Source organism: Pelagerythrobacter marinus, from assembly GCF_034375205.1.
Lineage (GTDB): Bacteria > Pseudomonadota > Alphaproteobacteria > Sphingomonadales > Sphingomonadaceae > Pelagerythrobacter > Pelagerythrobacter marinus.
Window position 1 is genome coordinate 3,144,896 of the sequence record NZ_CP139719.1, and the last position, 22,671, is coordinate 3,167,566.

Annotated in this window: 22 protein-coding genes; 12 read left to right on the forward strand and 10 right to left on the reverse strand. The window is 68.3% G+C overall.

Annotation, left to right across the window (positions count from 1 at the left end):
* The first annotated feature begins 61 nt into the window (after positions 1–61).
* Positions 62–1,735 (forward strand): long-chain-fatty-acid--CoA ligase, encoded by a 1,674-nt coding sequence (locus T8T98_RS15385; protein ID WP_251104569.1) that lies wholly within the window; start codon positions 62–64, stop codon positions 1,733–1,735.
* A gap of 70 nt (positions 1,736–1,805) precedes the next feature.
* Here the strand turns inward: T8T98_RS15385 and T8T98_RS15390 are convergent, their stop codons facing one another.
* Together T8T98_RS15390 and T8T98_RS15395 are read right to left on the reverse strand one after the other, a co-directional pair.
* The gene (locus T8T98_RS15390; RefSeq protein ID WP_160733447.1) at positions 1,806–2,213 is read right to left on the reverse strand and encodes a bactofilin family protein; all 408 of its coding nucleotides are present in this window, start codon (positions 2,211–2,213) and stop codon (positions 1,806–1,808) included.
* Entirely contained in the window at positions 2,206–3,279 is a 1,074-nt protein-coding gene (locus tag T8T98_RS15395) for a M23 family metallopeptidase (RefSeq protein WP_407675126.1), read from the reverse strand. The genes T8T98_RS15390 and T8T98_RS15395 overlap by 8 nt, the downstream gene beginning before the upstream one ends.
* A gap of 379 nt (positions 3,280–3,658) precedes the next feature.
* On the opposite strand from T8T98_RS15395, the gene T8T98_RS15400 reads away from it, so the two are divergent.
* The 10 genes from T8T98_RS15400 (at position 3,659) to wecC (ending at position 12,303) form a co-directional block, all read left to right on the forward strand.
* Positions 3,659–4,369, forward strand: coding sequence for a nicotinate-nucleotide adenylyltransferase (locus T8T98_RS15400; RefSeq protein ID WP_160733668.1), 711 nt, complete (start codon positions 3,659–3,661; stop codon positions 4,367–4,369).
* Between the two features lie 156 nt (positions 4,370–4,525).
* On the forward strand, positions 4,526–4,855 hold the full coding sequence (gene rsfS, locus T8T98_RS15405; protein WP_237487003.1) for a ribosome silencing factor: 330 nt from the start codon (positions 4,526–4,528) through the stop codon (positions 4,853–4,855).
* A gap of 52 nt (positions 4,856–4,907) precedes the next feature.
* Complete coding sequence (locus T8T98_RS15410; protein WP_160733445.1) at positions 4,908–5,330, forward strand: 23S rRNA (pseudouridine(1915)-N(3))-methyltransferase RlmH; 423 nt, start codon at positions 4,908–4,910, stop codon at positions 5,328–5,330.
* Positions 5,331–5,334: 4 nt separating this feature from the next.
* Entirely contained in the window at positions 5,335–6,567 is a 1,233-nt protein-coding gene (locus T8T98_RS15415) for a murein hydrolase activator EnvC family protein (protein ID WP_251104567.1), read from the forward strand.
* A gap of 104 nt (positions 6,568–6,671) precedes the next feature.
* Positions 6,672–8,009, forward strand: a complete 1,338-nt coding sequence (locus T8T98_RS15420) for a S41 family peptidase (protein WP_251104566.1) — start codon at positions 6,672–6,674, stop codon at positions 8,007–8,009.
* 16 nt (positions 8,010–8,025) lie between these two features.
* Positions 8,026–8,499: a disulfide bond formation protein B gene (locus tag T8T98_RS15425; protein ID WP_251106026.1), complete on the forward strand. Its 474-nt coding sequence runs from the start codon at positions 8,026–8,028 to the stop codon at positions 8,497–8,499.
* The gene (locus T8T98_RS15430; protein WP_251106025.1) at positions 8,499–9,020 is read left to right on the forward strand and encodes a demethoxyubiquinone hydroxylase family protein; all 522 of its coding nucleotides are present in this window, start codon (positions 8,499–8,501) and stop codon (positions 9,018–9,020) included. Before T8T98_RS15425 ends, T8T98_RS15430 begins: the two co-directional genes overlap by 1 nt.
* 114 nt (positions 9,021–9,134) lie before the next feature.
* Complete coding sequence (locus T8T98_RS15435) at positions 9,135–9,758, forward strand: hypothetical protein (protein ID WP_251104565.1); 624 nt, start codon at positions 9,135–9,137, stop codon at positions 9,756–9,758.
* Between the two features lie 35 nt (positions 9,759–9,793).
* A complete protein-coding gene (wecB, locus tag T8T98_RS15440) occupies positions 9,794–10,915 on the forward strand; it encodes a non-hydrolyzing UDP-N-acetylglucosamine 2-epimerase (protein ID WP_251104564.1) in 1,122 nt (373 codons plus the stop codon).
* A gap of 83 nt (positions 10,916–10,998) precedes the next feature.
* The gene (gene wecC, locus T8T98_RS15445) at positions 10,999–12,303 is read left to right on the forward strand and encodes a UDP-N-acetyl-D-mannosamine dehydrogenase (protein WP_160733441.1); all 1,305 of its coding nucleotides are present in this window, start codon (positions 10,999–11,001) and stop codon (positions 12,301–12,303) included.
* Here wecC and T8T98_RS15450 read toward each other — a convergent pair whose 3' ends face one another.
* From T8T98_RS15450 to T8T98_RS15470, 5 genes are all read right to left on the reverse strand, one after another.
* A complete protein-coding gene (locus tag T8T98_RS15450) occupies positions 12,304–13,317 on the reverse strand; it encodes an NAD-dependent epimerase/dehydratase family protein (protein WP_251104563.1) in 1,014 nt (337 codons plus the stop codon).
* Positions 13,318–13,359: 42 nt separating this feature from the next.
* Positions 13,360–14,580, reverse strand: coding sequence for a hypothetical protein (locus T8T98_RS15455; RefSeq protein ID WP_251104562.1), 1,221 nt, complete (start codon positions 14,578–14,580; stop codon positions 13,360–13,362).
* Entirely contained in the window at positions 14,540–16,693 is a 2,154-nt protein-coding gene (locus T8T98_RS15460) for a GumC family protein (protein ID WP_322295758.1), read from the reverse strand. The genes T8T98_RS15455 and T8T98_RS15460 overlap by 41 nt, the downstream gene beginning before the upstream one ends.
* An 18-nt stretch (positions 16,694–16,711) precedes the next feature.
* Positions 16,712–17,422: a polysaccharide biosynthesis/export family protein gene (locus T8T98_RS15465; RefSeq protein ID WP_160733437.1), complete on the reverse strand. Its 711-nt coding sequence runs from the start codon at positions 17,420–17,422 to the stop codon at positions 16,712–16,714.
* A gap of 91 nt (positions 17,423–17,513) precedes the next feature.
* Entirely contained in the window at positions 17,514–18,839 is a 1,326-nt protein-coding gene (locus tag T8T98_RS15470; protein WP_251104560.1) for an O-antigen ligase family protein, read from the reverse strand.
* A gap of 338 nt (positions 18,840–19,177) precedes the next feature.
* Between T8T98_RS15470 and T8T98_RS15475 the strand changes: the two genes are divergently transcribed.
* Positions 19,178–19,591 (forward strand): hypothetical protein, encoded by a 414-nt coding sequence (locus T8T98_RS15475; RefSeq protein ID WP_251104559.1) that lies wholly within the window; start codon positions 19,178–19,180, stop codon positions 19,589–19,591.
* Between the two features lie 3 nt (positions 19,592–19,594).
* On the opposite strand, the gene fabI is transcribed toward T8T98_RS15475, so the two are convergent.
* From fabI to T8T98_RS15490, 3 genes are read right to left on the reverse strand one after another with little or no spacing between them, the layout of a single operon-like run.
* Complete coding sequence (fabI, locus tag T8T98_RS15480; RefSeq protein ID WP_160733434.1) at positions 19,595–20,401, reverse strand: enoyl-ACP reductase FabI; 807 nt, start codon at positions 20,399–20,401, stop codon at positions 19,595–19,597.
* Entirely contained in the window at positions 20,398–21,444 is a 1,047-nt protein-coding gene (locus T8T98_RS15485) for a YihY/virulence factor BrkB family protein (protein ID WP_251104558.1), read from the reverse strand. Before T8T98_RS15485 ends, fabI begins: the two co-directional genes overlap by 4 nt.
* 37 nt (positions 21,445–21,481) lie before the next feature.
* Positions 21,482–22,456: a DnaJ C-terminal domain-containing protein gene (locus T8T98_RS15490; protein ID WP_251104557.1), complete on the reverse strand. Its 975-nt coding sequence runs from the start codon at positions 22,454–22,456 to the stop codon at positions 21,482–21,484.
* Between the last annotated feature and the right edge of the window lie 215 nt (positions 22,457–22,671).

Here is a 22,671-nt window from a genome sequence, read left to right on the forward strand (position 1 = left end):
GGGCGCCGGCAGAATCAGAAAATCCTTGCCCTCGCGCGCCGGTTGACGCATCCATGCTGACATGGATGTCAATAGGGCGCAGTACCAGCATGCCGCCGCGTGGGATACGCCGTTCGATCCGGTGACCCTGCCGCACCTGTTCGCGCGCACGGCCGACCGGTGCCCCGACGCGCCGCTGGTGGATTTCCTCGGCCGGGTCTCGTCCTACCGCGAGCTTCATGAAGAGGCGCGCCGTTTCGCCGCCGGCCTGCAGGCCATGGGCATCGAGCGCGGCGACCGGATCGGCCTGTTCCTTCCCAATGTCCCGATCTACGTCTCGGCCTATTACGGCGCGATGATGGCGGGCGCGGTCGTGGTCAATTTCTCGCCCCTCTACACGGTCGACGAACTCGCCCAGCAGGTGGAGGATTCGGGCGCGCGCATGCTGGTGACGATCGATGCCGCCAGCCTGCTGCCGACGGCGCTGGAGGTGCTCGACGCATCGCCGCTGCAAGGGCTCGTGGTCGGCCGTCTGGGCGACATGCTGACCTGGCCCAAGCGGATCGCGCTCAAGCTGCTCGGGCGCGGCCGGATCGCCGCGATCCCGCGCCGCGGCGACGTGCACCAATGGGGCGATGTCACCCGCCCGCGCGCGCCTGCCGCGGTGGCGCTCTCGCCGGCGGATCTCGCGCTGCTGCAGTACACGGGGGGGACCACGGGGCGGCCGAAGGGCGCCATGCTGACCCATGCCAACCTGGCGATCAACGCGCTCCAGGTCGATGCGATCGACCCGTTCGGCGATGAAGAGGCCGACGTGATCATGGGCGCGCTGCCGCTGTTCCACGTCTTCGCCAATACCTGCGTCCTCAACCGCACGGTGGCCAAGGGCGGGTGCATCGCGATGGTGCCCCGGTTCGAGGCCAAGCAGGTGCTGGCGACGCTGGCGCGAACGCGGGCGACCGCCTTCCCGGGCGTGCCGACGATGTTCCAGGCGCTGCTCGACCATCCCGATATTGCCCGCACCGATTTCTCCGCGCTCAAGGTGGCGATCTCGGGCGGGGCGCCGCTGCCCGCGCCGGTGCGCGAGAAGTTCGAGGACGCGACCGGTTCCCGCCTCGTCGAAGGCTATGGTCTGACCGAGAGCGCGGGGGTGGTCTCGACCAACCCCTATACCGGGCTGCGCAAGCCGGGGACGATCGGCCAGGTCATCCCGCAGACGCGTGTGATCCTGCTCGACAAGGAAGACCCGGCCCGGCGCGCACCCGCGGGGGAGCCGGGCGAACTGGCGATTGCCGGGCCGCAGGTCATGCAGGGATACTGGAACCGGCCCGATGCGGCCGCGGCCTCGTTTGCGGAGATCGACGGGGAACGCTGGCTGCGGACGGGCGACGTGGCGACGATCGACGACGAGGGGTTCATCGCCATCGTGGACCGGATCAAGGACATGATCGCGGTCGGCGGGTTCAAGGTCTTCCCCAGCCAGGTCGAGGCGATCCTGCTCGAACACCCGGCGGTGAAGGAAGCGCTCGTGATCGGGGTGCCCGACGATTACCTCGGCGAAACGCCCCGCGCCTACGTGACCCTGCAGGATGGGGCGGACGAAAGCGCGGAGGCGCTGCGCACCTGGCTCAACGCCCGGGTGGGCAAGCACGAGCGCGCCTCCGCCGTGGTCGTGCGCGACGACCTGCCGCGCACGATGATCGGGAAGCTCGACCGCAAGGCGCTGCGCATCGAGGTCATGGCCCAGGCGGACTGAGCGCCGGCCGCCATCGCGGCGGCACGCCCCAGAAACGAAGCTGCGGGACGAGGGCGCCTTTGCCGCGCGCTTACTGGGCGAGGGTGAGCTTGGGCTCGCCGTCCTGCGCCGCGCCCGGGCCGGCATCGGCGGCGGCCTGTTCAGGCAGGCGGTGGGCGAAACGCCCTTCGACTTGCGCGCCCTGCTCGATCGTCAGCGCATCGTAATGGACGTCGCCCTCGATCCGGGCGGACTTGAGCACGACCAGCTGGCGCGCGGTGATCGAGCCGGAAACCTGGCCGGCCAGGCGCGCGGTCTCCGCGCTCACCGCGCCTTCGATCACGCTCGATTCGCCCTGGACCAGCGAATCGCAGGCGACATCGCCTTCGATCCGGCCATCGACGTGCAGCTCGGTCGATGCCGAAACGTCGCCCTTGATCGTCACGTCGGCGCCGATCACCGAGAAAGTCGAACCCGAGGGAGGCGATTGCCTAGCCATGGTCGTGGCCCCCGTCGGGGAGGGTTCGGACTTCTTTGAGAACATTGGGGGCATTCTCCAGGAAAGGCCGCGGATTGACCGCGCGCCCGTTGATGCGGACTTCGAAATGCAGGTGCGGCCCGGTCGAACGGCCGGTGCTGCCGATCGCGCCGATCACGTGCCCTGCCTCGACCTCCTGGCCCACCCGGGCGGAGAAGCGCGACATGTGGGCATAGCGCGTGGTCAAGCCGTTCCCGTGGGTGATCTCGACCACTTTGCCATAGCCGGACTTGCGCCCGACGAAGGTGACCCGCCCGTCGGCCGCGGCGTAGATCGGCGCGCCCATCGGGCCGCGGAAGTCGAGGCCCTTGTGCATCGCGCTGCGGCCGGTGAACGGGTCGCGGCGATAGCCGAAGCCCGAAGAGATGTACTTGATGCTGGCCGGCTGGAACTGCGGAATGCGGTCCAGCCCCTGCTCCAGCGCGGCCATTCGCGCCAGGCTGAGGCCCAGGCGCTCGAACCGCGGATCGGGCGTGGCGAGAAGCTCGAGCGGACCACCCATCGCCTCGGTGCTGGCCGAACGCAGTATGGCGGACGGGTCGAGGCCCAGCTTGCGCATGGCGGCGACCGCGCGCTGCGCCCGGGCATCGGCGAAGCGGGTCATCTTCTCGACCAGCGCGAGCTGGCGGGCCTCGATCTCGGCCAGGGGGCGGGCCTGGGGGAAGACCGCGCTGACCTTGGAAACGGTCTCGGCCGCCTCGCCGCTCGAATCCGAAACGGTCGATGCGCCGGCCACGTCGTCGGGCAGCATCTCGGCCATTTCCTCGAGCACGGCCTGGCGCTGCTGAAGCTCGCGCGCGACCGCGTCGAGATCGTCGCCATAGGCGCGGAACCGCTCTTCGGACGTGGCGACCTTGGCCTCGCGCTCGAGCAGCGAGAGCCGGTCGGCCTCGGCCCGGTACTGGGTCCAGCCCATGATCGCCATGCTCAGCAACCAGGCGAGCAGCGCGACGGTGGCAATGCCGGCCGCGGCGATCTGCACGCGCGAGGAAATCTTGATGAAACGCACCTGCCCCTGCGATCGCATGAAGAACTCGCGATCCGGAAACCAGGTCCGCAGGCGTTCTGACCAGTCGCCAACGGTAGATTTGAACACTCGAAACGACCCCGCTCTTGCCGTCCTTTTTATCCGTGGAAGGGCGGCTAACATGCGAATCGGCGGGGGTCGAATCGGGCGCGCGTCAAAGGGGGCGAATCGAATGGCTGGCGGGGTGAAGCGTTGCCGTCTTACGAAATAACCGGCGAATCGCCGGAACGAATCGCCGGGCCCGGCGTTTTGCGCGGCCTTTGCCCGGGGCGCCTGACAGTGCGCGCCGACGGTGCTAGGCGGCGGACATGGTACCTTCTGCCCCGACCGCGCCTGACCTGGCCGCTTCTGCCCCTACCGCGCCGGCAGGGGCCCGGCCCTGACTTTCGCGCGCCGGATCGGGCTGCTCGGCGGCAGTTTCAACCCCGCGCACGGCGGGCACAGGCGCATCTCGCTGTTCGCCCGCGAGGCGCTGGGTCTCGACGAGATCTGGTGGCTGGTTTCGCCGGGTAACCCGCTCAAACCCCGCGCCGGCATGGCGCCGCTGGCGGCGCGCGTGAAATCCGCCCTGCGCCAGGCGCGCGGCGCGCCGATCCGGGTGACCGCGATCGAGCGTGAACTGGGCACCCGCTACACCGCAGACACGCTGCGCGCGCTGGCCGCGCGTTACCCGCGGCATCGCTTCGCCTGGCTGATGGGCTCGGACAACCTCGCCCAGTTCCACCAGTGGAGGGACTGGCGCGACATAGCGCGCGCCTTGCCGATTGCGGTGATCGCGCGGCCGGGTTATGATGGCGCCGCCTTCGCAAGCCCCGCGATGGCATGGCTGCGGCGCCATCGTGTCGATGCCGCAGCATTCAGGAACGGGGGCGAATGGAGTGCGCCGAGCCTGGTGATATTGCGTTTCGATCCGGATCCCCGATCGGCCACGGCCATTCGCCGTGACGATCCCGACTGGGCCGATCGCTATTCGCAGGTTCCGCCGCGCGACCAGCTTACATTTCGGCCGATACGTCCTATCTCCGGCGGGAACATGTCCAGCAGGACCGCATCCCATCCGGCCCATCGGGAGCACGTGCAGGCGCCATGACGCGCTCGCCCGCCTCGGCCACCCCGTCCGCAACCAGCAGGAGCGCAACGACCGCCTATGACCCAGGCGCATACATCCGTGTCACAGCAGGATTCGCCCGACCGCGATTCGCGAGGGCGAGCCGCGATCGAGGCCGAGCCCGGCTCGCTTCACGCCATGGTTCTCGACCAGCTCGAGGACGACCAGGCGCTCGACCTCGTCTCGATCCCCCTCCAGGGCAAGTCGAGCATTGCCGACCACATGATCATCGCGTCGGGCCGCTCGACCCGCCAGGTCGCCTCGATGGCGCAGAAACTGGCCGAGCGGATCAAGCAGGCCGGCCACGGGCCGGTGCGCCTCGAAGGCCTGCCCCAGGCCGATTGGGTGCTGATCGATGCCGGCGACGTCGTCGTCCATCTGTTCCGCCCCGAGGTACGCAGTTTCTATAACCTCGAACGGATGTGGGCTTTCGGCGACGCCCCGCCGGTCGCCGCCGGCAACGCCTGAACGAGATCGCTCGCCGTCCCGCCGGCGGCCCCTGCGCGAGGGAGGGCCTGACATGCTGCTGCACGTGGTCGCGCGGGGCAAGATCGGCCGCTCGCCCGAAGCGGAACTGGTCGCCCGCTATCGCAAGCGGCTGACCTGGCCCTGCACGGTGACCGAGCTGCCCGAGACCGGCGGCAGGATCCCCCCGGCCCAGGCGCCGAGCCGCACCGTCCTGCTCGACGAGCGGGGCCGGCAGATGTCGTCGGAAGATTTCGCCGCCTTGCTGGGGCGCTGGCGCGACGACGGCATGCGCGAGGCGCGCTTCGTCCTCGGCGCCGCCGACGGGCACGATGCACAGGCGCGCGAGGAGGCCGATCTCCTGCTTGCCTTCGGCAAGGCGACCTGGCCCCACCTGATGGCCCGCGCCATGCTGCTCGAACAGCTCTATCGCGCCACCGCGATCCTTGCCGGCCATCCCTATCATCGGGCAGGATAGGCCGATGTGGCGCTTTGCGACCATCGCGGCCTCCGTGGCCGCGCTTGCCCTCGTCGCCGCGCTCGGCGGGCTCGCCGTCGCGCAGCGGCCCGAAGTGCTCGCCGCCGGTCCGGAGGAAGCGCGCGCCGCGCTCCAGCGGGCCCAGCGCGAGGCGCGCGAGGCGCAGCGGCGCGGCGAACGGCTGGAAGCGGAAGCGCGCGCCGCCAGCGAGGCGGCCGAGAAGACCGCGCGCGAAGGTGCGGCCCTCGCCGCCCGGATCCAGGAGGCGGAGGCCGGCATTGCCGCGGCCGAGGCGCGAATCTCGCTGATCGACGCCGAGCGCAGCCGCCTTGCCGCCCGCCTGGCGCAGCGGCGCGAGCCCCTGCTGCGGCTGACCGCGGCCTTGCAGAAATTCGCCCGCCGGCCGCTCGCCCTCTCGGCGCTGCGCCCGGGTTCGCTGCGCGAGACGGTCTACCTGCGGGCCATGCTGGAAACGACGATCCCCGAAGTACGCGCGCGCACCGCCGCCCTGCGCGAAGAGATCGCGCGCGGGCGCCGGCTCGAGGCGGAAGCGCGCCAGGCCCTGTCCAGCCTGCGCGCGAGCGAACGATCGCTGGCCGAGCGGCGCAAGCGGCTGGCGGCGATCGAGAGCCGCCAGCGGCTCGAATCGCGCCGCGCGAGCGGGGTCGCTGCGCGCGAATCGGAACGCGCGCTCGCCCTGGCGGAGCAGGCCCGCGATCTCGACGCACTGGTCGAACGGCTCGATTCGGCCAGCGCGCTGCGCCGCGAGCTGGCCGCCCTGCCGGGCCCGATCATCCGCCCCCCGCGGCCGGAGGATTCGCAAGTCGCCTTCGACGGCGGCCAGGCCGCCGGGCAGCAACAGGCGGGGCCGCCGCCGGGCAGTTTCCAGCTGCCGGTCGTCGGCCGCACGGTCACCGGGTTCGGCGCGGTCTCGCCCGGGGGCGTGGTCAGCAGCGGGGTCGCGATCGCGCCCCGGCCCGGGGCCCAGGTGGTTTCGCCCGGGCGGGGCCGGGTCGCCTTCGCCGGGGCATATCGCGGCTACGACCGGATCGTGATCATCGAGCACGACGGGACATGGACCAGCCTCGTCACCGGCCTTGCGCGCACCGACGTGGCGGTCGGCGAAGAGATCCTGCCCGGTGCGCCGCTCGGCGTCGCCGGGGGCGAAGCGCCGGTGGTCACGCTGGAACTGCGGCGCGAGGGCACCCCGGTGAACCCGCTCGACCACATCGGCTGACGCCCCGTGGCCATCCGCCTTGCGGCGGGCGCCTGTGCAATCCTCATCTGGCATTCAGCCGGCCCGCGCGATAAAAGCGCCTTCGCTAAGGAGATCCGATGCCGATGACATTCGCCGCTCTCGCCCGGTCGGCCGCGCTGGTCACCGCGGTGGCGCTGATCCCCGCGACGACCGCCGGCGTCGCCCAGGTGGACGGGCGCGCCGGGTCCGAGTTCGCGCGCCTTTTCGCGACGTACGAACGGATCAAGGCCAGCTACGTCGACCCAGTCGATGACGAGAAGCTGATCCGCGGCGCGATCGACGGAATGCTGGCGAGCCTCGATCCGCATTCGGCCTATCTCGACGGGTCCGATCTCCAGCGGCTCGAAACGATGATCGACGGCAATTACTCCGGCCTCGGCCTCTCGGTGCAGATGGACGATGGCGCGGTGAAGATCATCTCGCCCTTCCGCGGCAGCCCGGCGATGGAAGCGGGCCTCAAGGCCGGCGATTACATCACCCATCTCGATGGCGACCTGATCTACGGCGGCGACCTGGACGAGGCAGTCAGCCGCATGCGCGGCCCACCCGGCACCTCGATCCGCCTCACCGTCTTCCGCCCGGTCCGCGACGAACCGTTCGACGTGACCGTGACGCGCGGCGTGATCGAGCTGGAGCCGGTGACGCACGAACTCGCCGAAGGCGATATCGGCGTGATCTTCGTCAACGAATTCTCGCGCGATGTCGGGGCCGACGTCTTTTCCGCGTGGGAGGCGCTGAAGCGCGAGGCCGGCGGACGGGTCAACGGCCTCGTGCTCGACCTGCGTTCCAACCCCGGGGGGTCGCTGGACGAGGCCGTCGCGCTGTCGGACCTGTTCCTCGACAAGGGGCGGATCGTCTCGCAGCGCGGGCGCGCGCGGGGGGAAACCTATATCTACGATGCCGAAACGGTCTATCGCGGGGAAATCGCGAAAGACGTGCCGATGATCGTGCTGATCGATGCCGGCTCGGCCTCTGCCAGCGAGATCGTCGCAGGGGCGCTGCAGGATCATCGCCGGGCGCTGATCATGGGCGATCGCAGCTTCGGCAAGGGCAGCGTGCAGACCCTGCTGCCGCTGGGGCGCGACGCCGCGCTGAAGCTCACGACGGCGCGTTATTACACGCCGGCCGACCACTCGGTGCAGGAAGGCGGGATCGAGCCGGACATCGCGGTGCCGCAGCTGTCCGACCCGGACCTTGCCAAGCGCGCGCGTTTCATCATGCGCGAATCCGACTTGCGCGGCCATCTCGTCAACGAGGCCGCGCTGAAGGACGAGGAGCTTGAACGCGACCGGCGCGAAGACCCGCGCTTCACCCTGACCGCCGCCGAGCTGGAGGAGCGCGGGATCGACGATTACCAGCTGCACTACGCGCTGCAGACGCTGCGGCGTACGGCCCCCGGGGCCCTGGCGCGGCGCAAGTGACGGGGGACGACCGATGATGCTCGCCACCCCCCACGGCCGCCTGGCGCAGCGCCTCGCGCTCGGCGTGCCGGCGATCATGCTCGCCGGGGCCTATATCGCGCAATACGTCTTCGGCCTGTTCCCGTGCGAGATGTGCTGGTGGCAGCGCTGGCCCCACTTCGCCGCTTTCGCACTGGCGCTCCTGTCCACGTTCGCGCCGCCGCGCCGGGCCTGGATCGCCCTGGCCGCGGTCGCGATCCTCGTTTCCGGGGCGATCGGCGCGTTTCACGCGGGCGTCGAATATGGCTGGTGGGAAGGGATCACCGGCTGCGCCGTGACCACGCAGGGGGGCGACGATCCGCTCGAAGCGATCATGAACGCTCCGGTGGTTCGTTGCGACAGTGCCCCGTGGGACCTGTTCTCAATCTCGCTCGCGGGCTGGAACTCCCTCCTCTCGTTCGCCGGCGGGCTGGCGATCCTGGGCCTGCTGGCGCGGGAGCGGCGGGCATGATGCGCGAACGCGATATCGCGCGGATGATCCGGGTCGACCAGGCGGGCGAATTCGGGGCCACGCGCATCTACCAGGGCCAGCTCGACGTCATGGGCGACCGCGGGCCCCATGCGGCCGAGATCGCCGAAATGGCCGAGCAGGAAAAAGGCCACCGGGCGCGCTTCGACGCGCTGATGGCGCGGCGCGGGGTGCGCCCCACCGCGTTGCAGCCGTTCTGGTCGGCGGCCGGCTACGCGCTCGGCGCCGGGACCGCGCTGATCGGGCCGGAAGCCGCGATGGCCTGCACCGCTGCAGTCGAGGAGGAGATCGACCGCCACTATTCGCAGCAGCTCGACGAACTGGCCGAACGGGGCGACGATCCCGAACTGTCCGCCATGATCGAGGAGTTCCGCGAGGACGAGCGCCAGCACCGCGAGGCGGCTCTCGCGGCCGGGGCGGAACGGGCGCCGGCCTATCCCCTGCTTTCCGGTGCGATCCGCCTTGGCTGCCGGCTTGCGATCAAGCTCGCCGAGCGGGTCTGAAGGGGGCTGGCGCGGCTTGCCGGGAACCCCTTCAGGGGCCGCGACACTTCATATAGAGTTCACGCCGAAACCGCGACAACCGGCGCGCAGCCGCCGAAAACGATGGGAAACGCCATGAAATCGCTCTTCGCCGCAACGGCCCTCGCCGGGATCGCCCTGCTGACCGCGCCGGCTTCGGCCCAGGAAACGGGGGAAGCCCTGACCGACGATGTCCGCATGTCGATCGTCTATGGCGAAGACGCCGCGCCGGCGTGCGGGGAGGAAGAGATCTGCGTCGTCGCCCGGCTTCCCGAATCGGAACGCTACCGCATTCCCGAGACGCTGCGCTTCAGCGACGACCCGGAAAACGTCGCCTGGACCCGCCGGGTCGAGACGCTGGAGATGATCGGCGATTTCGGCACGCTGTCGTGCTCGACCGCCGGCGCCGGCGGCTTCACCGGCTGCACCCAGCAGCTGATCGAACAGGCCTATGGCGAACGGGCGACTTCGGCCAACGTGCGCTTCAGCGAATTGATCGCCGCGGCCCGGGCCGAGCGGCTCTCCACGATCGACGAAGCCGCCGCGGCCGAGCAGGAGCGGGTCGAGCAGATCGAGCGCGAATACATGGAACGGCTCGAGCGCGAGCGCGATGCCGACCTGCCGGGCGAGGAGAACCCCGCGATCCTGCCGAGCGAGACGGCCGAGCCGATCATGGAGACCCCCCAGGCACAGGAAACCACGCCGCCGCCCGAAGGCTGAGGCGTCGTTAACCCTCTTGCGCTATGGGCGGGCGCATGACCTCGCCGCGCAAGATCCTCTCGGTATTCGGGACCCGGCCCGAAGCCATCAAGCTCTTTCCCCTCGTCCACGCGCTGGAGGCGGATTCGCGCTTCGAATCGCGCGTCTGCGTGTCGGCGCAGCACCGCGGGATGCTCGACCAGGTCCTCTCGATCGCCGGGGTGGAGCCGCACCACGATCTCGACCTGATGGAGCCCGACCAGTCGCTCGACGCGCTGACCGCGCGCCTGCTGACCGGGCTGGGTCAGGTGATCGATAGCGAACAGCCGGACGTGGTCGTGGTCCAGGGCGACACCGCCACGGCGATGGCCGGTGCGCTCGCGGCCTATTACCGCAAGGTGCCCGTCGCCCATGTCGAGGCGGGCCTGCGCAGCGGCGATATCCACCACCCCTGGCCGGAAGAGGTCAATCGCAAGATCATCGGCACGATGGCCGCGCTGCACTTCGCGCCGACGGACACGGCCGCTGCGGCCCTGCGGCGCGAGAACATCGACCCGGCGGCGATCCACGTCACCGGCAACACGGTGATCGACGCCCTCCACTGGATCACCGGGCAGATCGGTCGGCAGCCCGAGCTTGCGGCCGATCTCGCCCCGCTGGAAGGCCGCTTTGCCGGTCGGCGCATCATCGGCGTGACGACCCACCGGCGGGAGAACTTCGGCCAGGGCATGGAATCGATCGCGGATGCGGTGCGCACCCTGGCGGAGCGGCCCGACGTGGCGGTTGTCTTTCCCGTCCACCTGAACCCGAACGTGCGCGCGGTGATGAACGATCGGCTTGCCGGGCTCGACAACGTCGCGCTGATCGAACCGCTCGACTACCCCCACTTCGCGCGGCTTCTCGATATCGCGCACCTGATGCTGACCGACAGCGGCGGCGTGCAGGAGGAAGCGCCCGCGCTGGGCAAGCCCGTGCTCGTCATGCGCGAGACGACCGAGCGCCCCGAGGGGGTGGAGGCGGGGACGGCGCGCCTCGTCGGCACCGATTCCGCGCGCATCGTGGCAGAGACCGCCTGCCTGCTCGACGACGCGGCGGCCTACGACCGGATGGCCCGGGCGCACAACCCGTTCGGCGACGGCCGGGCCAGCGGGCGCATTCTGGAGCTTCTCGCTGCCTGAAACGGGCGAACGTCATCGTTACCGGTATGTTTACCGGCGCCGCCTAGAGCCATGCCGTGAACGCGGACACGAGCGGAGCGACAATGCGCGGCGAGAACAAACCACAGGTATGCGTTATCGGCCTGGGCTACATCGGCCTGCCCACGGCGGCGATCATTGCCCGCGCGGGCTGCCCGGTGGCCGGGGTCGACCTGTCGCAGGACGTGGTGGACACGATCAACCGCGGCGAGATCCATATCGAGGAAGTCGATCTCGACGGGCTCGTGCGGGGCGTCGTCCAGCGCGGCCTGTTGTCGGCTTCGACCCAGATCGGCCCGGCCGACGTGTTCGTGATCGCCGTGCCGACCCCGTTCGAGAAGGACGGGAACCATACGCCCGACACGTCCTATGTCATGGCCGCCGCGACCGAGGTCGCCGGCGTGCTGAAGAAGGGCGACACGGTCATCCTCGAATCGACTTCGCCGGTCGGCACGACGGAGGCGATGCGCGACCTGATCGCCGGCCTGCGCCCCGACCTGCGGCTTCCCGGCCGGACCGACGAGACGCCCGATGTCGCGATCGCCTATTGTCCGGAACGGGTCCTGCCGGGCCGCATCCTCGAGGAACTCGCCAACAACGACCGTTCGATCGGGGGCATCACGCCGCGTTGCGCGCGCAAGGCGCTCGCCTTCTACAAGCGTTTCGTGCGGGCGAGCTGCGTCACGACCGACGCCCGCAGCGCGGAAATGTGCAAGCTGGTCGAAAACGCCTTCCGCGACGTCAATATCGCCTTCGCCAACGAACTGTCGATGATCGCCGATCACATGGGGCTCGACGTGTGGGAGGTGATCCGGCTCGCCAATCGTCATCCCCGCGTCAACGTTCTCCAGCCGGGCCCGGGCGTCGGCGGGCACTGCATCGCGGTCGATCCCTGGTTCATCGTCCATGGCGCGCCCGACCAGGCGCGCATGATCCGCTCCGCGCGCGAGATCAACGATGCCAAGATGCATCACGTCGTCGAACGGGCGGAGCAGCTGATCGAGGCAAACCCCGGCGTGCCGGTCGCCTGTCTCGGCCTCGCGTTCAAGGCGAATATCGACGACTTTCGCGAAAGCCCGGCCCGCTTCGTCGCCGCACGCCTGGCGCGAAAGTTCGGGGACCGGATGCACGTGGTGGAACCTTACGCCAGCGAACTGCCGATCGAGTTCGAGGGGACGGGTGCGACGCTGATCGACCTCGACACCGCGCTCGAAACCTGCGGCGTTCTCGTCGTTTTGGTCGACCACGACATTTTCCGCGTCGTCCCCCCGGAAGAGCGCGGCCGTGCCGTCATCTACGACACCCGCGGCATCTGGCCGGACGTCGCGCCGGTCGCGCCCCGCCGACCAGGCCTGCGCCTCGCGGGCTAGCTAGACGCCGTAATACTCGCGGTACCAGGCGACGAATCGGCGGATGCCTTCCTTCACGTCGGTTTGCGGACGATAGCCGGTCAGCTCCTGCAGCAGCGTCGCATCGGCCCAGGTCGCGGGCACGTCGCCCTTCTGCATCGGCATGAAGTTCTTGACCGCTTCGCGTCCGCACTCGGCCTCAATCGCCTCGACGAAGTCCATCAGGCGGACCTTGTCGCTGTTGCCGATGTTGACCACCCGGAACGGCGCGGCGGGAGACAGGCTGTCGTGTGCGCCAATCTCTTCCGGTGCCTGCGGACGGACCGGCGCCGCGTCGATCAGCAGGCGGATGCCGCGCACCAGATCGGTGACGTAGGTGAAGTCCCGGTACATCTCGCCGTCGTTGTAGATGTCGATCGGCGTGCCTTCGAGAATGCCGCGCGTGAACTTGAACAGCGCCATGTCGGGCCGGCCCCAGGGGCCATAGACGGTGAAGAAGCGGAACATCGTGGTCGGCAGGTTCCACAAGTGCGCGTAGCTGTGACCCATCGCCTCGTTGGCCTTCTTGGTCGCGGCATAGAGCGTCAGCGGGGTGTCGCACTTCTCCCGCTCGTGAAACGGCATTTCCTCGTTGGCGCCGTAGACCGAGCTGGTCGAGGCCATCAGCAGATGGTCGACATCGAGTTCGCGCGCGCACTCCATCACGTTGAAGGTGCCGACCATGTTCGCCTCGACATAGGCGCGCGGGTTCTCGAGGCTGTAGCGCACGCCGGCCTGGGCCGCGAGATGGACGATGACATCCGGCCGCTCCGCCATGGCAAGATCGCGGAGCGTGTCGAAATCCTCCAGCATGCCGACGGTGGCGCTGAAATGCTGGTTCTGCATCAGCATCTGGTGGCGCCGCTGCTTCAGGCGCACGTCGTAATAGTCGGTCAACCCGTCGTAGCCGACGACCGCGAACCCCTCGTCCAGCAGCAGCTGCGACAGGTGGTAACCGATGAAGCCGGCACTGCCGGTGACAAGCACTTTGCGCATGGTGTCTGCTTCTGCCTCGCCGACTGCTACGGCTTCATGACGTTATTGATCGGCATCTTGCCCGCCGGCGCCGAAGGTCACGGTTATCGGTGAAATGGTGCCATGCAGTCGCGGTTCGTCCGACCAGGCTCGGCCCGACAGCACAACCGCGATGAACGGGCATCGCTCCGGGATGGCAGTATCGAGAGCGATTTGCCGCTCTCTGAAGTTTTCCTGTGCCAGGACTTCTCCCGTTGCGGCGCATGATACCGACACCGAAAGACGCCGGGCCTGGGCCGCGGGCTCGAGCTGGTGGTTGGCGCGCAACCGTATCGATGAGCCTTGGGCACGGAAGATCCTCGTCACGAACGGCCCGCCCTTGCCTCGGGCGATGAGCAGGTCCAGCTGTTCGCTTTCCGGATCGCGCTGGGCCCGAAAACCGGGTTCGTCGACGAAGCGCCAGTCGAAGGGCGGAATGGTGCTGGCCTGCCACCCGGGACGCTCGCCCTGTTTCTGCGCGAGGCGGCGGTGGAGATCATGGGCGAGGTCCAGCTGGCCGGACCGCGCGAACGCCGAAATCAGCGCCTGGTCCACATGCGCTTCGATGGATCCGTCCGGCAACCGATGACGAATGCGGCTGAGGTTCTCGAGGCCCTCCTCGTTTCGGGACGCGGCAACCAGGAAGGCGTCGCCCCATTTCGGATCCGCGGCGAGGATCTCGACGAACGGGTCGATCGATCGAGGATCGGGAAGGGCCTGGCTAAGCGCGGCGAAGAACCTCTCGCGCTGATTTTCCCTGACCAGAAGAAGCTGGTTCAGCACTCTGATCGAGCGATCAAGATCATCATGGCCCAGGTGGTGATCGAGCAACAGGCCCTGCAACAGCGTATCGCGCCGGCTGACCTGGGCCGCAAGCTCCCAGAACGCGTCCGCCTGCTCGTCCGGCAGGCTCGCACCGATGACGGCAAGCGCCTCCGGCGTCAGCGGCTGGCGGCGATAGGCGTCGCGAGCCAGCTCGACGATCCAGGGCTCGGGCGGCGCCACCGTTTCTCCCGCGGCGAGCTGTCCCTGGTAGGCGCCCTTGGCGAGGTGGGCCTTGGCCGAGCCGTCCCAGGGGGCCGCCGCGGCAGCTTCCTTGGGGCGGGTGCTCTCGCCCACGATCGCCAGCGTCTGCGCGCCGGCGCCAATGGCCAGGACCGGGAAAACCAGCCCGGCGAGAACGATGCGCCAGGCGCGGGGCGTGTCAGCCGGTCGCGGCATGGGCGTCGCGGTCCGTGTCGCCATAGCCATAACCATAGCCGTAGCCATAGCCGTAGCCATAGGCGGAGTTGCGCTCGTCGAGCTTGGTTATGATCGCGCCGTAGATCTTCGCGTTGGCCGAGCGCAGACGGCGCATCGCGGTCTCGATCGCGCGGATCTTCACGTCGTTCGATTCGATCACGTAGACCGCGCCTTCGACCGCGGTGGAGATTTCCAGCGCGTCGGCCAGCCCCAGGACCGGCGGTCCGTCGACGAGGATGAAGTCGTAGGATTCCTCGAGCGAACGGATCAGGCGGGCGAGCGCATCGCTGGCCAGGAGGTCGGCCGGGTTGGGCGGGGTCGCGCCGCTCGGGATCAGGTCGAAGCCGTGCTCTTCGATCGGGATCATGTGCGACAGGGGGTCTCCCTGCCCGGCGAGCAGGCTGCTCAGGCCCGTGTCGGCGCGCGCCTGCTTGCCGAGGAAGTCCGACAGCGCGGTGTTCCGCAGGTCGGCGTCGATCAGCAGCGTGCGCTTGCCCAGCTGGGCGAAGCTGCGGCAGATCGCGACCGAGGTCAGCGACTTGCCCTCGTTGGGCCGCGTGCTGGTCAGCATCAGCGACTTGGGTGCGCCGCGCGGGGTCAGGAACGAGATGTTCGAGCGAACCGCGACATAGGCCTCGGACAGCTCCGAACTGCGCCGGTTCAGTTCCTCGAGAATATCGTCCTCGTTGACCCGCGGAATCAGGCCGAGCGCCGGGATGCCCAGCAGGCGCTGGACATCGTTGGGATCGCGCAGCGTCTGGTCCATCGTCTCGCGCAGGAAGACGAACGCCGCCGCGACCACGCCCGCGGCGAGCAGGCTGAGCGCGAGATTGAGCAGCAGCGAGGGGCGATAGGGTTCTTCCGCCGGCACTGCCGGCTGGACCACCGTCATGTTGTTCTTGCCCGCGCCTGCGGCTTCGAGTTCCTTCGACCGCTGCAGCAGCGCGTCGTAAAGCTGGCGGTTGGTCTCGACCTCGCGCTTGAGGATGCCGTACTGGATCCCGCCGCCCTGCTGCGAGAGAAACCGCTGCTGGATTTGCTGGACCTGGGCCTCGAGCGCGGCTTCCTCGCCGCGTGCCTGGCGATAGGCGGCTTCGAGGGCCGAAATGTCGCGTCCGCGCGAAGCCGCGATCGCTTCGCGCATGGCCTCGACTTCCGAACGGGCTGCCTGGACTTCGGGATAATCGGGGCCGAAGTTCGCCTGCAGGCTCGCCAGCTTCGCCTCGGCCGTGGCAAGCGCGGTCAACAGCTGGCTCGACGCATTGCGTGTTTCCGGCGCTGTCGAACGGGCCCGCAGGGCGCTTTCCGCCGCGATCCTCTTGGCCGTCGCCTGGGCCAGAGCCTCGTTCAGCGTCGTCAGGCTGTCGCCGATCAGCGAACGCGCCGTGCTGCTGCTGCTGTCGTCGCTGGCCGAGCTGGCATCGACGATCACGATCTGGTTGGCATTGGCGTAATCGACCAGTTCCTTTTCCGACTGGGCCAGCCGTTCACGCAGCTCGGCGATCTGTTCGCGCAGATAGCGCCGGGCATCGATATTGGCGCCGAAGCGCTTCTCGTAATTGGCGGCAAGGAACTGTTCGGCCCACAGGTTCGCGATGTCGGACGACAGGGTGCGGCTGGGGCTGGAGAACCGGACATTGACCAGGTTCGACATGCGGACCGGGTCTATGCTGACATTGTCGAGAAGGATCTTGACGGCTTCGCGCCGCTCCAGCGGCACTTCCGGGTCGTCGGCAAATGCATTGCGGAACTCCGTCGAGGCAGTGAGATTGCCGGCATCCACAACCGCCTCGGCCAGGAAGCGGGAGCCGAGCAGTTCATACTGCGTCTGGAAATACTGCTCGTCGGCCTGGAGCTCCTCGATCTCCGACTCTTCGATGTTGGTCACGTTCGAGGTCACCCGGCTGATCTCGATTACCGCCGTGCTCTGGTAGAGTGGCGTCGACAGCAAGGTGACGAGCAGGCCCAGCACGATGCCGGCGCCCAGGATCGCGGCAATCCAGACGCGCGAGTTGATCGCCTGGCGCCAATAGCGCTCAAACGCGAGGATGCCGCTGCTCTCGCCGGTGTCCCCCGCCGGATCCGGCTGGGCGGAATATATGACTGCTTCTGCCATTATGCTTTTCTCGGATCGTTAGTTGCCGATGCGATCGACCAGGATCGCCGATGTCGACAGCAGGGGGACGAGTTGAAGGATGGTCTGGAGGCGACGACGCCCGGGTGAATCGCCCACGGTTATGATGTCGTCGGCATAGATCTGCGGATCGGGGTAGTTCCCGCGCTGGATCGCCTCGATGTTGTACACCCCGATATACGTGACATCTCCGACCGAGCGCAGCACGAGTACATCGTCCGACTTCGCGAATTCGGACAGTCCGCCGGCGGTGTTCACCGCCCGAAGGAGGGTTCGTGAAAGGCGTGCCGGATAGGAGCCGGGCTTTTCCACTTCGCCGCCCACCGACACCGTGGGTTGCGAAAGCTCGGACGGGATGACGCTGATATTCGGGTTGAGAAGAAAGCGGCCTTCCAGCTGCGAAGCGACCTTCTTTCCGACGGTCGTCGCCGAATCGCCGGCAACCGGCACGCGACCGATGAGGGGGAAATCCAGCGTGCCGTCGTCGTCGACGACATATGTCCCGCTCAGTTCTTCCGAATTCAGAACGGTGATCTCGAGCAGGTCGCCTGGCTGAACCCGGGTAACGTAGCCGCTTTCGGGCACGGGAAGGCTGTCCAGTTCGGTCAGTTCGATCCCCGGGGACAGGCCGACGGGCCGGTTCCCACCGGCACAGCCGGCCAGCAGACCGGCCGCCAGAAAACAACCGAGGAAATACCTGAATATCGACATGCGTTTCTATTCGTCCAATCTATCGTGCTGCGGCAGCACTAGCCGAGCATTTCTGATAAGCAAGCTTAGTCGATGCCGGCCTGGTTTCTCTTCATGGTCCCGAAGAATCGATCGACCGGCGGGCATCCGTTCCGGCATCCTCTACCGTGCTTTTGCTCGCCCAGATAGACAGAAGAACCGCGAAGCTGGCCATGGCGGGTGCCCGCAGGGGATAATCTATCAGGGACGCGACGAACAGGATGGCCAGCGCCAGCAGCGCCGCCCCGCAAAGCGGCGCAGCGCGAAGCCCCGCGGCCCGTTTGCGCACAAGTGTCCAGAACCGGTGGACGTAGAGGGCCATCGCAAAAGCCAGGATGAGGAGGGCGGGCACTCCTCCCGTCATGAACAGTTCGATCACGTCATTATGCGCGTGATTCACGTAAGACGGCATGAGGAGGCCATCCGGTTCGTACATGCGGTAGACGTCGTCGAACGAACCGATGCCGGAACCCCATGGAAGTTGCCTCAGCGCGATGTCCCAGGTGGCCGGGAGGAGATCTGCCCTCAGTCCGCCGAGCGAGTCCGCGCCGAGCAGCCGCTCGAACGCCCGGTCGCGACCCACGCCGATCGTAACCAGAACCAGTCCGGCGATGGCGGCCGCGCCGACCATTGCCGGCCCCCACCGGGCGAGGCGCCGGGTTCGGGAAGTCCGGGCACGGCCGGCGGGAGCCAGAACGAGCAGGGCGGCCGTACCGCACAAAGCGAGAACCAGGGTCAGAAGCCCTGCCCGCGAACCCGCGATCAGCACCAGGGGTATGAGAACCAGCATGCCCCCGATTGCGACACTTCCGCGCCGTCCTCTGGACGAACGGATATCGGTCCAGGAGCCGTGCCCAAGCCTGACCCAGGCGTAGAGCAGCGGAATTAGGCTGACGAGGAAAACCGCTTGGTGGTTGCGGTTGGCGAACAGACCGACCGGAAAGCTGTAGCTCGTCTTGCTGTAGAGATAGAGCGGCCCGCGCGGGTTGCCCATCAGTTGCAGGATGCCCCAAAGGGCGGTGAGCGCGCCCAGGGCCAGCAGAGAAGTCAAAAGCAGTTCTCGCTGCCGCTCGTCGAGCTGGATGGCCAGGACCATGACCGCGCAGGGCGTAACCAGGGCCATGAGGGCGTTGCGCGAGGCCTGGGGATCGAGCGTCAGCGGTCGCCATAGCTCCGACCAGCCCAGTGCGTGGTCGATCGCCACCACGGTCTCCCGCCCGGGCAGGGCCTGCCATAGCGCCGGCGGCAAGGGCAGGAGATGAGCCACGGCGAGGATTACGGCGGCACCGGCTATGAGAACGAGCGGCCAGTAGCGACGCACGTGCTCTCCGGACAGCGTCAGCAGGCCATAGCCGAGGACGAGAATGGAAACCGGCCGCAAAACCAGCAACCCGGTCATGTCCTCTCGCGAGCTGCCCCCAGTGAGAAACACCACGAGGAGAAAGCCGCACAGCACGACCAGTCTGCTTGCAGGCGAGAAAACTCGGCCGCGGATGCCGTGCACGCGCGAGGGGAGCCGGCCGGCCTCCTCTCCGGGGCGACCGCGAGATGTCGATCGCGACAAACGACCCCGGCCTAATGAGCTCTGCCTCGACACAGATCGCGTCTCACTCTTGTTCCAGCGTTATACGTCAGGCCGCCGCCGTCTCCTCTCAGAGTGGACCTGTCAAGCAACACGGGCAAAACGCACGGGATTTCCTCTTGGCCGGGCACCCCCTCGCCCCTATCTGGCGACCGATGGAGACAGACCTTTCGGCGGTGGCGCTCGTGGCGCAGGTGGAGCCCTGGCTCGTTCGCTTCGCAGAGGTGTGGATCGGGTGGAAGCTGTGGCTTTCGGACTGGACGGCGGTGAGCCATCCGGTACTTCACGCCTATCTCGGGGTCCTGGCGCAGATCCTGTTTGCCGCGTTCGCCCGTCGCGGGCTTGCGAGCTGGTGGCCCTGGCTGCTCGTTCTCGCGCTCGAGTGCTGGAACGAACTGCTCGACTGGTCGCGGGCGCTGGCCTACGGCTCGGCCGGCAGGGCGCTGGCGGTGGAGACCGCGTGGGACATTGTCTTCACCATGGCCCTGCCGACCGTCCTGCTTGCCCTGGCGCGCTGCTTCCCCCGCCTCAACGGCGGCGTTGCTGCGCCGCCGGTTGCCGGGGCCTGAGCCTTACTTGTCGAGCGCGATGTCCGGCGCGTCTTCCTGTTTCATGCCGACGACGTGGTATCCGGCGTCGACGTGGTGCACCTCGCCCGTGACGCCCGAGGCGAGGTCGGAGAGCAGGTAGAGGCCCGACCCGCCGACGTCGTCGATCGTGACGTTGCGGCGCAGGGGCGAGTTCAGCTCGTTCCACTTGAGGATATAGCGGAAATCGCCGATCCCGCTGGCCGCCAGGGTCTTGATCGGCCCGGCGCTGAGCGCGTTCACGCGGATGTTGTCGGGGCCGAGGTCGTTGGCGAGATACTGCACGCTGGTTTCCAGTGCCGCCTTGGCCACGCCCATGACGTTGTAATGCGGGATGACCTTTTCCGCGCCGTAATAGGTCAGCGTCAGGATGCTGCCGCCATCGGGCATCATCGCCGCCGCCCGCCGGGCCACGGCGACCAGGCTGTAGGCGGAGATGTTCATCGTCATCAGGAAGTTCTCGAGGCTGGTGTCGAGGTACTTCCCGCGCAGTTCGCTCTTGTCGGAAAAGCCGATCGCGTGGACGACGAAATCGATCGTCTCCCACCGTTCGCGCAGGCGGCCGAAGGCCTCGTCGAGCGCATCCATGTCCGACACGTCGCATTCGAACACGAAATCGCTGCCGAGCTGTTCGGCCAGCGGCCGCACGCGCTTGGCCAGCGCCTCGCCCTGGTAGGAAAAGGCCAGTTCCGCGCCCTGTTCGCGCAGCTGCCGGGCAATGCCCCAGGCCAGCGACTTGTCGTTCGCGAGGCCCATGATCAGCCCGCGTTTCCCAGCCATCAAACCGCTCATGCCGTATCCTCTTTCGTTTCGCGTTCCTGCTCCGCCGCCTGCCGGGCCGCGGCGCGGCGCCGATCGTCGGCCTGGCCGATGCGGTTCTCCTCTTCCTCGGGAGTTTCGGCCAGCGCGGCGTTGAGCTCGGCGCCTATAACGACCCCTAGGCCGACGAGATAGAAAAAGAAAAGCGCGATCATGATGCCGGCCAGGCTGCCGTAGGTCATGTCGTAGCTGAAGAACTGGCGGATCGCCGGGGGCAGCGCGATCGTGACCGCCACCCACCAGGCGGTGGTGACGAGCGCGCCCGGCCACTTGGGATAGCGCCGCTGGCGATAGGCCTTGGGCGCCAGGGTGAAGAACAGCAGGTAGAGCGAGCCGAACAGGCCGAAGGCGGGGATCAGGCGCGAGATCTGCAGTTCGGCGATCACGTGCGAGAGCCACGGCAGGTAGGCGTCGATCATCTCCTGCGCGGCGCCGATCACGACTTGCGCGATCAGCGACAGCATCAGCAGGATCACCGCGGCCACGATCACCCCGGCCGACAGCAGCCGGTATTTCCAGAACGCCTCGGTCGCGGCGGTTCCGTAGGCGCGGCGCAGGATGTCGCGAATCGTCTCGATCAGGCTCGACACGGTCCACAGCGCGACGAGGCCGCCGGCCCAGAGCAGCCAGCCGGTGCGCGACTGGATCACGTTGCGCGCCACCGGCTCGATCACGTTGCCCACCATCGGCGGCAGGGCATAGAGCACGGCCTCGATCGTCGCGGCGCGCTCGCTCTCCTCCCCCACGAGGGAGAAGATCGCCGCGCCCAGGATGAAGAACGGGAAGATCGCCAGCATCGACATGTAGGCGAGGTTGCCGGCGTGGATGAACCCGTCGTTGTAGGTGCCGATGAAGACCCGCTTGCCCACCTCGAATGCGCGGGTGCCGGGGCCGACGCGGCGCGCCACCTGCCCGCGCAGGCCCATCTTCTGCTCGATCGCCTCGCGCCGCCGCTCTTCGGGCGAGAGGGTGTGGATGCGGCGTTCCTCTGGATCGGGAAGGTCGGTTTCGCTCATCGGCGTTCCTCGCGCGCGCGGGTTCGGCCCCGGCCCGCTAGCCCCCCATGTCCGCGCGCGGGTTGCTGTCGTCCTGCCATCCCTCCAGCCGCCGGGCGAGTTCCGCCGTGTCGCGCGGGAGGGTGATCTCCAGCGTCACCAGCTGGTCGCCGCGCGTGCCGGACCTGGTTGAAAACCCCTTGCCTTTCAGGCGCATGGTCGTGCCGCCGCTGGTCCCGGGCTTGATCGTCAGCATGACCGGCCCGTCCACCGTGGGGCAGCGGACCTTGGCCCCGCCGACCGCCTCGGACAAGGTGATCGGCAGATCCAGCCGCACGTCGTCGCCGTCGCGGCGGAAGAACTTGTGGCGATCGATCGCGATCGTCACGATCCCGTCGCCATGGCCGCCCGCGCCCGGTTCGCCCTTGCCCTTGAGCCGCATCTGCGTCCCGTCTTCCACCCCGGCAGGCAGCTTGAGGTCGATCGTCTTGCCATCGGCCAGGGTGATCCGCTGGTCCTTGCGCGTGGCCGCATCGACGAAGGGCACGCGCAGGCGATAGGCGATGTCCGCGCCCTTGCGCGGGGGCGGCCGGCGCTGATGGCCGAAACCGCCCGGCCCGCGCGCGCCACTGCGCGAGAAGCCGCCTTGCCCGCCGCCGAAGAGCCCTTCGAAAATGTCGCCCAGGTCCACGCCTTCCTGCTGGAAGCCCTGGAAATCCTCCGCCCGGAAGCCGCGCTGTCCGCCGCCGCCGAAGCCGCCGGGCCCGCCGCCCATGCCCGCACCGCCCATTCCGGCGAAGGGATTGGCCGGGTTGCCGTCGGCATCGATCTCCCCCCGGTCGAAGCGGGCGCGCTTGTCCTTGTCGGCCAGGAGGTCGTAGGCCTGCGTCACCTTGCTGAACCGCTCGGCCGCCTTCGGGTTGTCCTTGTTGCGATCGGGGTGAAGCTCCTTCGCCAGCTTGCGATAGGCGCTCTTGATCTCCTTCTCGGTCGCGTTGCGCGATATGCCCAGCGTTGCGTAAGGATCGGCCATGGCGTGTTAGCTAGGTGCAACAGTCTGCGGGCGCAAGGCGCGCCAGGCTTTCCTACATGCCGCGGGCGCGTTAGGGCGGCAGGCATGATCGCCCCGCCCCCCCGTTCCGCGCCCCCCCGTTCTGCGCCCCCCCGTTCGGCGCTCGGCCGCGCGCCTGTCGCCGACTGGCGCGCGGGCCCGGTTTTCTTGTCCCAGGACAGTGTAACAGGCGGTCC